Raw genomic sequence first — 12,941 nt, forward strand, 5'->3', positions numbered from 1 at the left:
AGCGTGCGCGCGAGCGTGGCGCCGACGCCGAACAGCATCGGGTCGCCGCTGGCGAGCACGCAGACCGGCGACGCGCGCCGCGCGAGCACGCCCGCGAGATCGAATGGCGACGGCCACGCTTCACGCGCGGCCGGCAGCCGCGCGGGCAGCATGTCGAGATGCCGCTTCGCGCCGACGACGAGCGTCGCGTCGAGCAGCGCGCGGCGCGCGCTGCGTCCGAGCCCCGCGTAACCGTCGTCGCCGATGCCCACTACCGTCAGCCACGCCGTCATGCACCCTTCCCCATCGTTCGATTTCCTACCGTTTGTTGCAATGCGCGGCTGCCGGGCCGCCGCGCGTTGATCCGTTCATGTGCGGTGCGCATCGCCCGCCAGCCGGTGCGATGCGGCTACAACTACGACGTCAGCCGAGCGGCACGCCGACGACAAACGTCAGCAAGGCCAGAATCATGCCGCCGATCGACGCGATCAGCAGCCAGCCGAGCAGCAGCCACATGAGCGAGCGTGCATCGGTTTTCCGGTACAGGAACGTTCCGCCCGCCACGATCGGCATGCCGAGACCGGCGAGCGCGACATTCTTCGGCCACTCGGCCAACGGTGCAAGCGGGATCAGCATGCCCTCGAGCAGCATCCATGCCGGGATGGCCAGCAAGCCCAGTGCAATGCCCATGCCGAACAGCTCCGTCCTGGCGAGTTTCATCGCGAATGCCGGCAGTCGCCGATCTGATGTCGAGCTGCCAATCGTACCATTTGCGAGACAGTGCAAACCCGGCTGCGGCCGTGCTGCGACGCGGTTGCGCGGCGAATTCCCGATGCCGGATCGTCGTGAAAATCGGGTATCCTACGGCCGTTCGTTCGCCGGTGCCCTTCGGGGCCGAAGAGGGAACACAGGGCGCGCCACGCGCCGCTGTGGCTGCCCCCGCAACTGTAGACAGCGAGCCGATCTCCCCCTCATGCCACTGGTTCCACCGGGAAGGCAGGGAGCCGGCGCGGACCTGTCAGCCAGGAGACCTGCCGGCCTGAAAGTGCGTGCGTGCCAGTCGGCGTCGGGCGGGGTGTACCGATGCGTTGGCCGCGGCGCGACACTGTCCCGGTACCCCGTTGAGTTCCGCCCCCGTTTCGATTCCTGCGTCGCCCGTCGCGCGCCCGTCCGCCTGCCCGGGGCTCGTGCGCGTGGTCGCGGCCGCCGACGGCGGGCTGTGCCGGATCAAGCTGCCGGGCGGCCGGCTCGATGCGCGCCAGGCGCGTGCGATCGCCGCCGCCGCGCGTGCCTTCGGCTCCGGCACGATCGACGCGACCAATCGCGCGAATCTCCAGCTACGCGGCATTCGCGACGGTGCGGCCGACGCGCTGACGCGCGCGTTGCTCGACGCGGGTCTCGGCCCGTCCGTCGATGCAACCGCAGACGCCGCCGCCGATGCGGTCGCGCTCGCCACGAGCGACGACGTCCGCAACCTGATGCTCAGCCCGCTCGCCGGCCACGACCCCGCCGCGCTCATCGACAGCCGCACGCTCGCCGCGCCACTCTTCGACATGCTGGCGCGCGAGCCACGTCGCGGCGAACTGTCGCCGAAATTCTCGATCCAGCTCGACGGCGGCGAATCGGTGGCGGCGCTCGATCATCCGCACGACATCTGGCTGGCCGCATGGCGTCGCGGCGACGGCGCAGTGCGCCTCGCAGCCGGGCTGGCCGGCTGCCCGCCGGTCGCACATGGCGATCCACCCGCTTCGGTCGATGTAGCGCCCGATCAAGGTGTCGCGCTGGTGCGCGCGCTGCTGCTCGCGTTCCTCGATCTTGCGCCGGCCGACGTCACGCGGATGCGCGCCCTGCTTGCAACATGCGGTGAACGCGCGATGCTCGAACGCGCGCAGCGCTATGCGCCCTTCCCGCTCGCGGCCGATCCGGCGCTCGCCGGCTGGCGCCGCTCGCACACCGACGAGGCGCTGCGTTTCGGCGTACGCCCGTCGCTCGATGCGGCGCGCTGCAACATCGGCGCGCAATTCGCGCTCGGCCGGCTCGATGCAACCCAACTGGAACGGCTCGCCACGCTGGCCGAAACCGACGGCGACGGCACGCTGTCGATGACGCCCTGGCAAGGCGTGTTCATGCACGGCGTATCGCGCGAGCGCGCGCCGGCCTCGCTCGATGCGCTTGCGTCGCTCGGCCTCGTCTGCACGCCGTCCGATCCGCTCGCGACGCTCGTCGCGTGCACCGGCAGCGCGGGCTGCGCGAAAGCGCGCGCCGACACCAAACACGACGCGCTCGTGCTCGCCGCGCGCATCGGCCACGCGGTCGACGTGCACCTGACCGGCTGCGAACGCCACTGCGCACTGCCGCATCCCGCGACGCACACGCTCGTCGCGGTTGCGCCCGCGCACTACGACCTTTACCGGCGCGACGCCGCTGCGGGCCTCGGTGCCCCACTCGCGCGCCATCTGACGATTGACCAGGCCGCGGCCCGACTGACGGGCGCGCGGCACAGCCAGGACACCACCGATGCTTGACTACATTCGCGACGGGCAGGAAATCTACCGCCAGTCGTTCGCGACGATCCGCGCCGAGGCCGACCTGTCGCAGGTTCCGCCCGACCTCGAGAAACTCGCGGTGCGCGTGATTCATGCGTGCGGGATGGTCGACGTCGTCTACGACCTGCGCTTCTCGGCCGGCGCCGGCACGTCGGGCCGCGCGGCCCTTGCCGCCGGCGCGCCGATCCTGTGCGACGCGAGGATGGTCGCCGAAGGCATCACGCGCGCGCGGCTGCCGGCCGACAATCGCGTGATCTGCACGCTCGGCGAGCCGGAGGTGCCCGATCTCGCGCGGCATCTCGGCAACACGCGTTCGGCTGCCGCACTCGAACTGTGGCGTCCGCATCTCGCGGGCAGCGTCGTCGTGATCGGCAATGCGCCGACCGCGCTGTTCCACCTGCTCGACATGATCGACGCCGGCGCGCCGCGCCCCGCGCTGATCCTCGGTTTCCCGGTCGGCTTCATCGGTGCGGCCGAATCGAAGGCGCTGCTCGATGCCGACAGCCGCGGCGTGCCGTACGTCGCGCTGCTCGGCCGGCGCGGCGGCAGCGCGATGGCGGCTGCCGCAGTCAACGCGCTCGCGACGGAGGTCGAATGAAGCGCGCACGCGGACGCCTGTTCGGGGTCGGCGTCGGCCCCGGCGATCCTGAACTAATGACGATCAAGGCGCTGCGCGTGCTGCAGGCCGCGCCGGTGGTCGCGTATTTCGTCGCGAAGGGCAAGAAAGGCAATGCATACGGCATCGTCGAAGCACACCTGCAGGACGGGCAGACGCAACTGCCGCTCGTCTATCCGGTGACGACCGAGGCACTGCCGCCGCCGCTGTGCTACGAGACGGTGATCGCCGACTTCTACGATACGGCCGCCGAAATCGTTGCCGCGCACCTCGACGCGGGCCGCGACGTCGCGGTGATCTGCGAAGGCGACCCGTTCTTCTACGGTTCGTACATGTACCTGCACGACCGCCTCGCGCCGCGCTACGACACCGAGGTAATCCCCGGCGTATGCGCGATGCTCGGCGGCACCGCCGTGCTCGGCCAGCCGCTCGTCTATCGAAACCAGAGCCTGTCGGTGCTGTCGGGCGTGCTGCCCGAGCACGAACTGCGCGAGCGGCTTGCGCGGGCCGACGCGGCCGTCGTGATGAAGCTCGGCCGCAATTTCGACAAGGTGCGGCGCGTGCTCGACGAGCTGGGGCTCGCGAAGCGCGCGCTGTATGTCGAGCGCGCGACGATGGCGAGCCAGCGCATCGTGCCGCTCGATGAAGTCGATCCGATGGCGTCGCCGTATTTCTCGCTGCTCGTCGTACCGGGGGAAAAATGGCAAGGATGACGACGCCGCCCGCGATCGTGATTCTCGGCGCGGGCGCGCTCGATACCGCGCGGCGCATCCAGGCGCGCTATCCGGGTGCGCTCGTACATGGCCTCGCGTCGCGCGTCGCGGCCGACGTGCCGTTCGACGATCTCGGTGCGCACTTGCGCGAACTCTATGCCCGCGGCCTGCCGATCGTCGCGCTGTGCGCAGCCGGCATCGTGATCCGCTGCCTCGCCCCCGCGCTGGCCGACAAGGGCGTCGAGCCGCCCGTGCTCGCGGTGGCGGAAGACGGTTCGGCGGTCGTGCCGCTGCTCGGCGGGCTGACGGGCGTCAACGTGATCGCGCGCGAAATCGCCGCATGCGTCGGCGTCGCGCCGGCGATCACGACGAGCGGCGAACTGCGCTTCGGCGCGTGCGTGCTCAATCCGCCGGAAGGCTATGCGCTCGCCGATCTCGCCCAGGGCAAGCGCTTCGTGTCCGATCTGCTCGCGGGTGCGTCGACGCGCATCGATGGCGCGGCGCCGTGGCTCGACGATGTCGCGCTGCCGCGCGACGACGCGGCCGCGCATGCGATCCGCGTGACACCCGATGCATGGCCCGGCACACGCGACGAACTCGTGATTCATCCGCGCAGCGTGGTGGTCGGTGTCGATGCACCGGCTATCCACGGCGATGAAGCGCTCGCCGCGCGCATCGACGCCGCACTCGAAGCGCACGGTCTCGCGCGGCTGGCGCTCGCGGCCATCGTCGCGCCCGCATCGGCAATCGGTGATGGCGGGCTGGAAGAAGCGGCGCAAACGCTCGACGTACCGCTGCGCTTTGTCGATACCGACGGTGACGGCGGCGCGACAACCGATGCGGCCGCACTGCTCGGCCGCGCGTTGCGCGTCGTGCACACGCTGCGCGCGACGACGAACGGCATCGCATGCGCGATCGCGTCGCATCCGGTCGATCCCGCCACGCTCGGCCGCGCGCGCGGCCGCCTGACGGTGCTCGGGCTCGGCCCGGGCGGCGCCGCGTGGCTCACGCCGGCCGCGCGCGCCGCGCTCGCGGAAGCGACCGACATCCTCGGCTACACGACCTACGTGAACATGGCCGGCCCGTTCCGCGACGACCAGCGCGTGCACGGCACCGACAATCGCGAGGAGATGCAGCGCGCGCGCCATGCGTTCGAACTCGCGGCGGAGGGCCGGCGTGTCGCCGTGGTGTCGTCGGGCGATCCGGGTGTGTTCGCGATGGCCGCGGCCGTGCTCGAAGCGCTCGACGAAGCGCGCGATCCGCACTGGGCGGCGGTCGACCTGCGCGTGGAGCCCGGCATCTCGGCGTCGCTCGCGACGGCCGCGCAGGCTGGCGCGCCGCTCGGCCACGATTTCTGCGCGATTTCGCTGTCGGACAACCTGAAGCCGTGGGACGTGATCGAGACGCGGCTGCGGCATGCGGCGCAGGCCGATCTCGTGATGGCGTTCTACAACCCGATCTCGCGTGCGCGGCCGTGGCAGCTCGATCGCGCGCTCGATGTCGTGCGCGCGCACCGCACGGCCGATACGGTGGTCGTGCTCGGCCGCGACATCGGCCGGCCGGGTGCGACGCTCACGACGACGACGCTCGGCGCGCTGCGCAGCGACCAGGTCGACATGCGCACGATGGTGATCGTCGGCTCGTCGACGACGCGCCGCTTTGCGATCGGCAACGCACGCGAATGGGTCTATACGCCGCGCTGGTATCGCTGAACCCGGTCAGCGCGTCGGCGTGACGCTGCGCGTGCCGGCATCCGCGATGCCGGCCGCGCCACCCGCTCGCCAGAACCGGTACACGAGCACACCGACGATGGCCTGTGCCGCGACCACGAACGCGACGCAGCCGGCCCATCCCCACCGATGCCAGCCGGGCACCGGCAGGATCGAGCCGAGGCTGCCGCCGAAGTAATAGCAGGACAGGTAGATGCCGATCGCTGTCGAGCGCGCGCTCGACGCCGCCTGCGAGATGAACGTGTTGGCCGACGCCTGTTCGACGAACACGGCGGTCGAGCTGAGCGCGAGGCCCGCCAGGATCACCGGCACGGTGTCGGACAGCGTCAGCAACGCCCCGCCGATCGCGAGCGCGGCCGCGGCAAGCCCCGGCGCGCGCGGGCCGCGATGCCGCGCGAGGCGCCCAGCCAGCGGGGTCACGACCACCGCCACCAGAAACACCGCATAGATCGCGCCGATCCCGACCGTACCGAAGCCGAACGGCGCGCGCGCAAGGCGCAGGCCGACGAACGTGAACGTCGCGACCTGCGACGCGAGTACACACGCGCCGATCGCGAACGACGCGAGCAGCGGGCCGCGCGTGACGATGCGCCAAGACGGCCCCGCACCGGCATCCGCTTCGTGCTCGGCGCGCCGCGCGATCGCACCGGACGCCGGCAGGCTCGCGTAGATCGCGATGCCCGTGACGAGACACAGCGCCGCGACGACGTCGAGCGCATGCCGCCAGCCCCAGATCGACGTCATCAGGTTGGTCGCGAAGCGGCCGGCGAACCCGCCGAGCGTCGTGCCGGCAACGAACAGCGCACTGATCTCGGCCGACGTGCCGCGATCGAAGCGCTCGGCGATATAGGCGATCGACAGCGCGAAGACGAACGGCATGACCAGGCCGGCCGCGAAGCGCGCGCCGAGAAACGACGCGAAACTGCCCGCATGCGCGGACCACACGACCGGCAGCGCGACCGCCACGGCCGCCAGCGAGATCGCGATGCGTCGCTCGATGCGTGCGGCCAGCACGCCGACGAACGGCGCGATAATGGCGACGGCCGTCGTGGTGGCGCTCACGCCCTGCCCTGCACGCTCGGCGCTCACGCCGAAGGTGGCCGCGAGTTCGTGCAGGATGCCCTGTGTCGAATACAGATTGAGAAACGCGGCAAAGCCGCAGAGAAAGAACGCGATGCGCGTGGTCCTGTCGTTCATCGGAGCGGCCTGGTCGTCGATGCCGACAGTCTGACAAGCGCGCCGCATGCACGCCAATACCGTTTTCATCGCGATTGATACCGGAACGACAACAATGCTCGACCTGCGCCGCCTTCGCTATTTCGTGGTCGTTGCCGACGAACTGCATTTCGGGCGTGCCGCGCTACGCCTGCGCGTCGCGCAGCCGCCGCTGACCCGCCACATCGCCGCGCTGGAAAGCGAACTCGGCGTGCGGCTGTTCGAGCGCTCGACCCGTGCGGTGCGGCTGACGCCCGACGGCGAGCGATTCCTCGAGCATGCACGCAACGTGGTCAGCGCGGCTGCCGAGGCCGAGGCGAGCGCGCGCAAGCTGCCGCAGGGCATCGCCGGGCGCATCGTGATCGGCTACGCGAGCTCGATTCCGATGTCCGACACGTTCCCGGACATCGTCCGTCAGGCGAGCCGCACGATGCCGGACGTCGAGCTCGCCTTCCGCGAAGCGTCGACCGCCAGTCAGCGCCAGCAGATCGCGGACGGCGCGATGGACGTCGGGTTCGGCTGGTCGTGGGCGCGTGCGCCCGGTGCAGCGGTGCCGTCGTTCGTCGTCGCCCGCGAACCGCTCGTCGCGGCCGTGCCGGCCGGCAATCCGCTTTCGGAACGCACGCACGTCGACTTTGCCGCGCTCGCCGGCGAAACCTTCGTGACCTTCCCGCCCGGCTTCGGCTCCGCGCTGACGACGGCGCTCGACGATCTGTGCGCGCAGGCCGGTTTCGCGCCGCGCATCGGGCCGACCGCATCGCAGATCACGACGCTCGTGTCGCTGGTGGCCGCCGAGCGCGGCATCGCGATCGTGCCGGGTTTCACCGCGACGCTGCAACGCCCGGGCGTCACCTACGTACCGCTGAACGACACGCGCCGGGTCGAACTGATCGTGTCGTGGCGCGAGCCGTTTGCATCCGCATGCATCGAACGTTTCGTCGCCCTCGCCCGGTCACTCGAACCGCCTGCGTCGGCCTGACCGGCGCGCGCGCCGTACATCGGCACGAGGTGGAAAAATCGCTCGCCCGGCGTTGCGCAACGGTGTCGAATCGGCAAGATCGTTACGTACCGGGAATCAAATAACAAAAAGAACTCCTGACTATTCCCTATCGGGCGCGAATCCTCCAAGATGAGCACGCCGTCGGGCCGGCACACCCGGTTGCCTGCCGGGCGGCGATACGCGGGCCAGCGTATCTCTCTTCCACTTGGAGAGCACCATGCACAACAATGTGTTGCCGTGTTTCATTCCGCGCGCGCTTGCCGCGGGTTGCCTGCTCGCCGTCGCGAGCGTGTCCCAGGGCGCCGGCGTCTATGCGCCCTATGTCGACGTGACGCTCTATCCGACGCCGCTCGTCGACCAGATCGGCGTCCGGCAAGGCATCCAGCAATTCACGCTCGCGTTCGTGGTCGCGGGCAGCGGCTGTATGCCGTCATGGGGCGGCGTGCAACCGATTGGCAATGGCGCGAGCGGCGGCCTGCTGACCGCGCTGTCGACGTCGATCGCGAGCTATCGCGCGAAAGGCGGCGAAGTCGCCGTGTCGTTCGGCGGCGCGAACGGCACCCCGCTGATGCAGGCGTGCTCGACGGTCCCCGCGCTGGCAAGCGCGTACCAGACCGTGATCGACACGTACGGCCTTACGCACATCGACTTCGACATCGAAGGCGTGTCGCAACTCGACACGGCCGCAGTCGCGCGCAACTTCCAGGCGGTCACGCAATTGCAGGCGAGCTATGCGGCGAAAGGCAAGCCGCTGCACGTGACGCTGACGCTGCCGACGATGCCGACCGGGCTTACGCAGGACGGCCTGAACATCGTCAATGCGGCGATTTCGAACCAGACCGTGTTCGATGCGGTGAACGTGATGGCGATGGACTACGGCCCCGCGAATCTCGACATGGGCGCGGCCGCGATCAGCGCCGCGCAGGCGCTCTATTCGCAACTCGATACGGCCTTCAAGTCGGCCGGCCAGCCGAAGACCAATGCCCAGCTCTGGCAGATGGTCGGCGTCACGCCGATGATCGGCGTGAACGACGTGCAGGGCGAAACCTTCACGCTCGCGAATGCGCAGAGCGTGCTGAACGCGGCGGTCGCCAACGGCTACGGCTTCTTCGGCAACTGGTCGGTCGGCCGCGATCAGGCGTGCCCGTCCGGCGGCACCTATGCGTCGCCGACCTGCTCGGGCGTCGCGCAGCAGCCGTACGCGTTCGCGACGATCTTCAAGCAGCTCGACGGCAAGTGGGGCACGGGCGTCACGCAGGATCCGAACTACGGCGGCGGCTCAAACGGCGGCACGCCGCAGCCGGGCGCACCCTGGGCGGCCGGCCAGGTCTATACGGCCGGCGCGACGGTCACCTACCAGGGCACCACGTATCAGGCGCAATGGTGGACGCAGGGCGACGTGCCCGGTCAGGCTGCGGTGTGGAAGGCGGTCGGAGGCGGCACCGCCACGTGGTCGGCGACCACCGCGTATTCAGGCGGCACCTGCGTGATGTACCAGGGCGCGAAATACTGCGCGAAATGGTGGACGCAAGGCGACAACCCGAGTGCGGGCGGTGTGTGGGTGAAGTCGTGATGCCGCGTAGCGGCCGTCGCTAGGCCAGCGCGTCAGGGGCCGTTCACGACGATCGCAACCGGATCGCCAGCGGACGGCTCGCAGGCCGGCGCGCCCTGCCCGCCGTCAGTCGCGCGCGTGTTCGGCCAGCAGCCTGGCCTTCGCATCGACGAGCAGCGCCGCATGCGTATCGCGATGCTGGCGGATCCGCTCGGTCGGCCCGACCACCGACAACCCGTACCAGTCGCCGTCGAGCGTCAGCGCGACCGCGATCGCCGACAGCTCGGGCGCGCTCTCGCCGAAGTTCTCGGCCCAGCCGAGTTCGCGAAACCCGGCGGTTTGCGCGACGAGCGTGGGCAGGTCTGCCACGGTCGAATCAGTGAAGCGCTCGAACGGCAACTGCGCGCCGAGCGCCTGCTGCGCGTCGCCGGCCAGTTCCGCGAAAATCGCCTTGCCGATCGAGTTCGCATGCAGCGGGCGCAGCTCGCCCGGCGCACGCGTATAGCGGATCGCCTGCTCCGATTCGACGACGTCGAGGTACGTGACCGACACGCCCTGGATCTTGCCGAGCACGGCCGTCTCGCGGCTCGCGTCGCGCAGCGCGACCAGATGCGGATGGACGATGTCGACGACCGGATCCGTCGCGTCGATCGCGGCGGCGATCGTCTGCAGGCGGCGCGTCGGGTAGTAGCCGCCGCGCTTGCGCACTTCGTACAGGTAGCCGCGGCTCACGAGCGTGCGCGCCATCGCGAGGCAGCTCGACGCCGGCACATTGAGCAGGCGCGCGAGTTCGGTGAGCGGCAGCGGCCGCCGTTCGGCGGCGAACAGCTCGAACAGGTCGAGCGTGCGGGCAACGAGTTTGACGTCCATGACGAGCGCTTGATTCGGAACGGGAAACCGCGCACCGGGCCGGCCGCCGGGTCGGACCGGTCAGTACGACTTCGGCAGCCCGAGCACCTTCTCCGCGATGTAGCACAGGATCAGTTGCGGGCTCACGGGCGCGAGCCTCGGAATCATACACTCGCGCAGGTAGCGCTCGACATGGTATTCCTTCGCGTAGCCCATCCCGCCGTGCGTCGCGACCGCCGTCTGACATGCGTGGAACGCGGCTTCCGCGCCGAGGTATTTCGCGGCGTTCGCTTCCGCGCCGCACGACTGCCCCGCGTCGTAGCGCGTCGCGGCCTTCATCACCATCAGCCACGAGGCCTCGAGCTGCATCCACGCCAGCGCGAGCGGATGCTGGATCGACTGGTTCTGCCCGATCGGCCGGCCGAACACAACGCGCTCGCACGCGTACTGCGTCGCGCGGCGCAGCGCGGCCTGCCCGATCCCGATCGCCTCCGCGGCGATCAGGATCCGCTCGGGATTCAGCCCGTGCAGCAAATAGCGGAAGCCGTCGCCTTCGTGGCCGATCAGGTCGCCTTCCGGCACGCGCAGGTTGTCGATGAACAGCATGTTCGAATCGACCGCCTTGCGGCCCATCTTCTCGATCTCGCGCACCTCGACGCGCGACCGGTCGAGATCCGTATAGAACAGGCTCAGCCCGTCGGTCGGCTTCGCGACCTGGTCGAGCGGCGTCGTGCGCGCGATGATCAGCATCTTGTTCGCGACCTGCGCGGTCGAGATCCAGATCTTGCGCCCGCTCAGCACGTAGTGGTCACCGTCGCGGCGTGCCTGCGTGGTCAGGTGCGTGGTGTCGAGCCCCGCGTCGGGTTCCGTCACCGCGAAGCACGCCTTGTCGCGCCCGGCGATCAGCGGCGGCAGGAAGCGCGCCTTCTGCGCGTCGTTGCCGAATACCTGCACCGGATTCAGCCCGAAGATGTTCATGTGGACGGCCGACGCACCGGACAGGCCGGCACCCGATGCGCTGATCGTGCGCATCATCAGCGCGGCCTCGGTCATCCCGAGCCCGGCGCCGCCGTAAGCCGGATCCATCGCGATGCCGAGCCAGCCGGCCTCGGCGAGCGCCGCGTGGAAATCGGCCGGAAACCCGCCCGCGCGATCGCGTTCGAGCCAGTAGTCGTCGCCGAAGCGCGCGCAGATTTTCTCGATCGCGCTTTCGATCGCGCGCTGGTCATCGGTCAGGTCAAACTGCATGGAATGCTCTCCCGGAAAAAGCGGAGCGGCCGCGCCGCTCTCAAGGAAACGCCAGGCGGCGCCAGGGTTTCCGCGCCGACCGACGTCCCCTCGCGGGGCGCGCCGGCACGAAGCGGCAGGCCTGGGCCGCTCACAACGGAAATACCCCGACGATCACGGCGGCGAACACCATCAGCACCGTGGCGGCAAACAGGAACGGAATCGTGAATTTCTGGTGCTCGGCGAGCTCGACACCGGTCAGGCCGACGATCAGGAACGTCGCGGGCGTGAGCGGGCTCACCGGGAAACCCGTCGTCATCTGGCCGAGCAGCGCGGCCTGTGCCATCTGGATCGGCGGCACACCCAGCAGCTTCGCGCTTTCCGCGAGCACCGGCAGCACGCCGAAGTAGAACGAATCGGGGTCGAACAGCAGGCTGAGCGGCATCGACAGCAGCCCGAGCACGAACGGCATGTGGCGCGCGTGCTCGACCGGCACGTGCGCGACGACCACGTCCGCCATCGCCTTCAGCATCCCGGTGCCGGACATGATGCCGGTGAACGCGCCGGCCGCGAGCAGCACGCTCGCCATCATCAGCGCGGCCTTGGCATGCGCGTCGATCCGCTCGCGCTGGGCCTGCACGTCCGGGTAATTGATCACGAGCGCGGCGACCGTGCCGAGCATGAACATCACCATCGGGTCGACGATGCCGGACACGAGCGTGACGAGCACGACGAGCGTCAGCACGAGATTGATCCGGAAGCGTTCCGGCCGGCGCAATGCGCGCTCGGCATCGGTCAGTGCGCGCGGCGCGATCGCGAGCGACGCCGCACCGGCACGATCGAGCCCGAGCCGCTTCGCCTCGCGCACGCCGAGCACGTATGCGGTGCCGAACACGAACACGAGCCCGACGATCTGCACCGGAATCATCGGCATGAAGATCGCGGAACCGGGAATATGCAGCGCCGCCGACGCGCGCAGCATCGGCCCGACCCACGGCAGGAAATTGACGCCGGCCGCCATCGATGCGACGCACGCGAGGATGCGGCGATCCATCCCGAGCCGCGTATAGAGCGGCATCATCGCGGGCAGCGTGACGAGAAACGTGACGGCGCCCGAACCGTCGAGATGAATCAGCAGCGCGAGCAGCGCCGAGCCCATCACGATCCGCGGCGGATGGCAGCCGATCACGCGCAGCACGCCCGCGATGATCGGGTCGAGCATGCCGGCGTCCGTGAGGATTCCGAAAAAAAGAATCGCAAAAACGAACATCCCGGCGATCGGGCCGATGTTCTGGACGCCGTGCACGATGAACTTGCCGGTCGCAAGCCCGAAACCGGCTGCGAGCGACGCGGCCACCGGCACGACGATCAGCGCAACGAGCGGCGACAGCCGCTTCGTGATGATCAGGCCGAACAGCGCGACGATGGCGATCGCGCCGATCCATGCAAGCATGATGCGTCTCCTCTTCAGCCGATGCGCCCGTGCGGGGCCCGGCGTGGGGTTCGAAGGGGCG

At 69.7% G+C, this 12,941-nt stretch carries 12 protein-coding genes and 1 riboswitch; of the genes, 6 read left to right on the plus strand and 6 right to left on the minus strand.

The features are described 5' to 3' along the window. Window positions 1-272 (minus strand): SAM-dependent methyltransferase (locus tag BDO18943_RS12350; RefSeq protein WP_321533532.1); only part of this gene is annotated, 272 nt, incomplete at its 3' end. Window positions 273-402: 130 nt separating this feature from the next. Next, window positions 403-699: a hypothetical protein gene (locus BDO18943_RS12355; protein ID WP_175022500.1), complete on the minus strand. Its 297-nt coding sequence runs from the start codon at window positions 697-699 to the stop codon at window positions 403-405. Between the two features lie 142 nt (window positions 700-841). Beyond that, window positions 842-1,032: riboswitch (cobalamin riboswitch) on the plus strand. 68 nt (window positions 1,033-1,100) lie between these two features. Here BDO18943_RS12355 and cobG point away from each other — a divergent pair. From cobG to cobJ, 4 genes are read left to right on the plus strand one after another with little or no spacing between them, the layout of a single operon-like run. Next, complete coding sequence (gene cobG, locus BDO18943_RS12360) at window positions 1,101-2,504, plus strand: precorrin-3B synthase (protein ID WP_235995964.1); 1,404 nt, start codon at window positions 1,101-1,103, stop codon at window positions 2,502-2,504. Further along, window positions 2,497-3,123: a precorrin-8X methylmutase gene (locus BDO18943_RS12365; protein ID WP_175022502.1), complete on the plus strand. Its 627-nt coding sequence runs from the start codon at window positions 2,497-2,499 to the stop codon at window positions 3,121-3,123. Before cobG ends, BDO18943_RS12365 begins: the two co-directional genes overlap by 8 nt. Next, window positions 3,120-3,854: a precorrin-2 C(20)-methyltransferase gene (locus BDO18943_RS12370; protein WP_175022503.1), complete on the plus strand. Its 735-nt coding sequence runs from the start codon at window positions 3,120-3,122 to the stop codon at window positions 3,852-3,854. The genes BDO18943_RS12365 and BDO18943_RS12370 overlap by 4 nt, the downstream gene beginning before the upstream one ends. Continuing rightward, window positions 3,851-5,566 (plus strand): precorrin-3B C(17)-methyltransferase, encoded by a 1,716-nt coding sequence (cobJ, locus tag BDO18943_RS12375; protein WP_175022504.1) that lies wholly within the window; start codon window positions 3,851-3,853, stop codon window positions 5,564-5,566. The genes BDO18943_RS12370 and cobJ overlap by 4 nt, the downstream gene beginning before the upstream one ends. 6 nt (window positions 5,567-5,572) lie before the next feature. On the opposite strand, the gene BDO18943_RS12380 is transcribed toward cobJ, so the two are convergent. After that, window positions 5,573-6,781 (minus strand): MFS transporter, encoded by a 1,209-nt coding sequence (locus BDO18943_RS12380; RefSeq protein ID WP_175022505.1) that lies wholly within the window; start codon window positions 6,779-6,781, stop codon window positions 5,573-5,575. A gap of 94 nt (window positions 6,782-6,875) precedes the next feature. Between BDO18943_RS12380 and BDO18943_RS12385 the strand changes: the two genes are divergently transcribed. Together BDO18943_RS12385 and BDO18943_RS12390 are read left to right on the plus strand one after the other, a co-directional pair. Continuing rightward, window positions 6,876-7,778, plus strand: coding sequence for a LysR family transcriptional regulator (locus BDO18943_RS12385; RefSeq protein ID WP_175022506.1), 903 nt, complete (start codon window positions 6,876-6,878; stop codon window positions 7,776-7,778). Between the two features lie 238 nt (window positions 7,779-8,016). Further along, the gene (locus BDO18943_RS12390; protein WP_175022507.1) at window positions 8,017-9,372 is read left to right on the plus strand and encodes a chitinase; all 1,356 of its coding nucleotides are present in this window, start codon (window positions 8,017-8,019) and stop codon (window positions 9,370-9,372) included. A gap of 105 nt (window positions 9,373-9,477) precedes the next feature. Here the strand turns inward: BDO18943_RS12390 and BDO18943_RS12395 are convergent, their stop codons facing one another. The 3 genes from BDO18943_RS12395 to BDO18943_RS12405 all read right to left on the minus strand — a co-directional run bounded on the left by BDO18943_RS12395 (window position 9,478) and on the right by BDO18943_RS12405 (window position 12,880). Next, window positions 9,478-10,221 (minus strand): IclR family transcriptional regulator, encoded by a 744-nt coding sequence (locus BDO18943_RS12395; protein ID WP_175022508.1) that lies wholly within the window; start codon window positions 10,219-10,221, stop codon window positions 9,478-9,480. A gap of 60 nt (window positions 10,222-10,281) precedes the next feature. Continuing rightward, on the minus strand, window positions 10,282-11,448 hold the full coding sequence (locus tag BDO18943_RS12400; protein ID WP_175022509.1) for an acyl-CoA dehydrogenase family protein: 1,167 nt from the start codon (window positions 11,446-11,448) through the stop codon (window positions 10,282-10,284). 130 nt (window positions 11,449-11,578) lie between these two features. Then, on the minus strand, window positions 11,579-12,880 hold the full coding sequence (locus BDO18943_RS12405) for a CitMHS family transporter (RefSeq protein ID WP_069247950.1): 1,302 nt from the start codon (window positions 12,878-12,880) through the stop codon (window positions 11,579-11,581). Between the last annotated feature and the right edge of the window lie 61 nt (window positions 12,881-12,941).

Source organism: Burkholderia aenigmatica (assembly GCF_902499175.1).
Classification (GTDB): domain Bacteria; phylum Pseudomonadota; class Gammaproteobacteria; order Burkholderiales; family Burkholderiaceae; genus Burkholderia; species Burkholderia aenigmatica.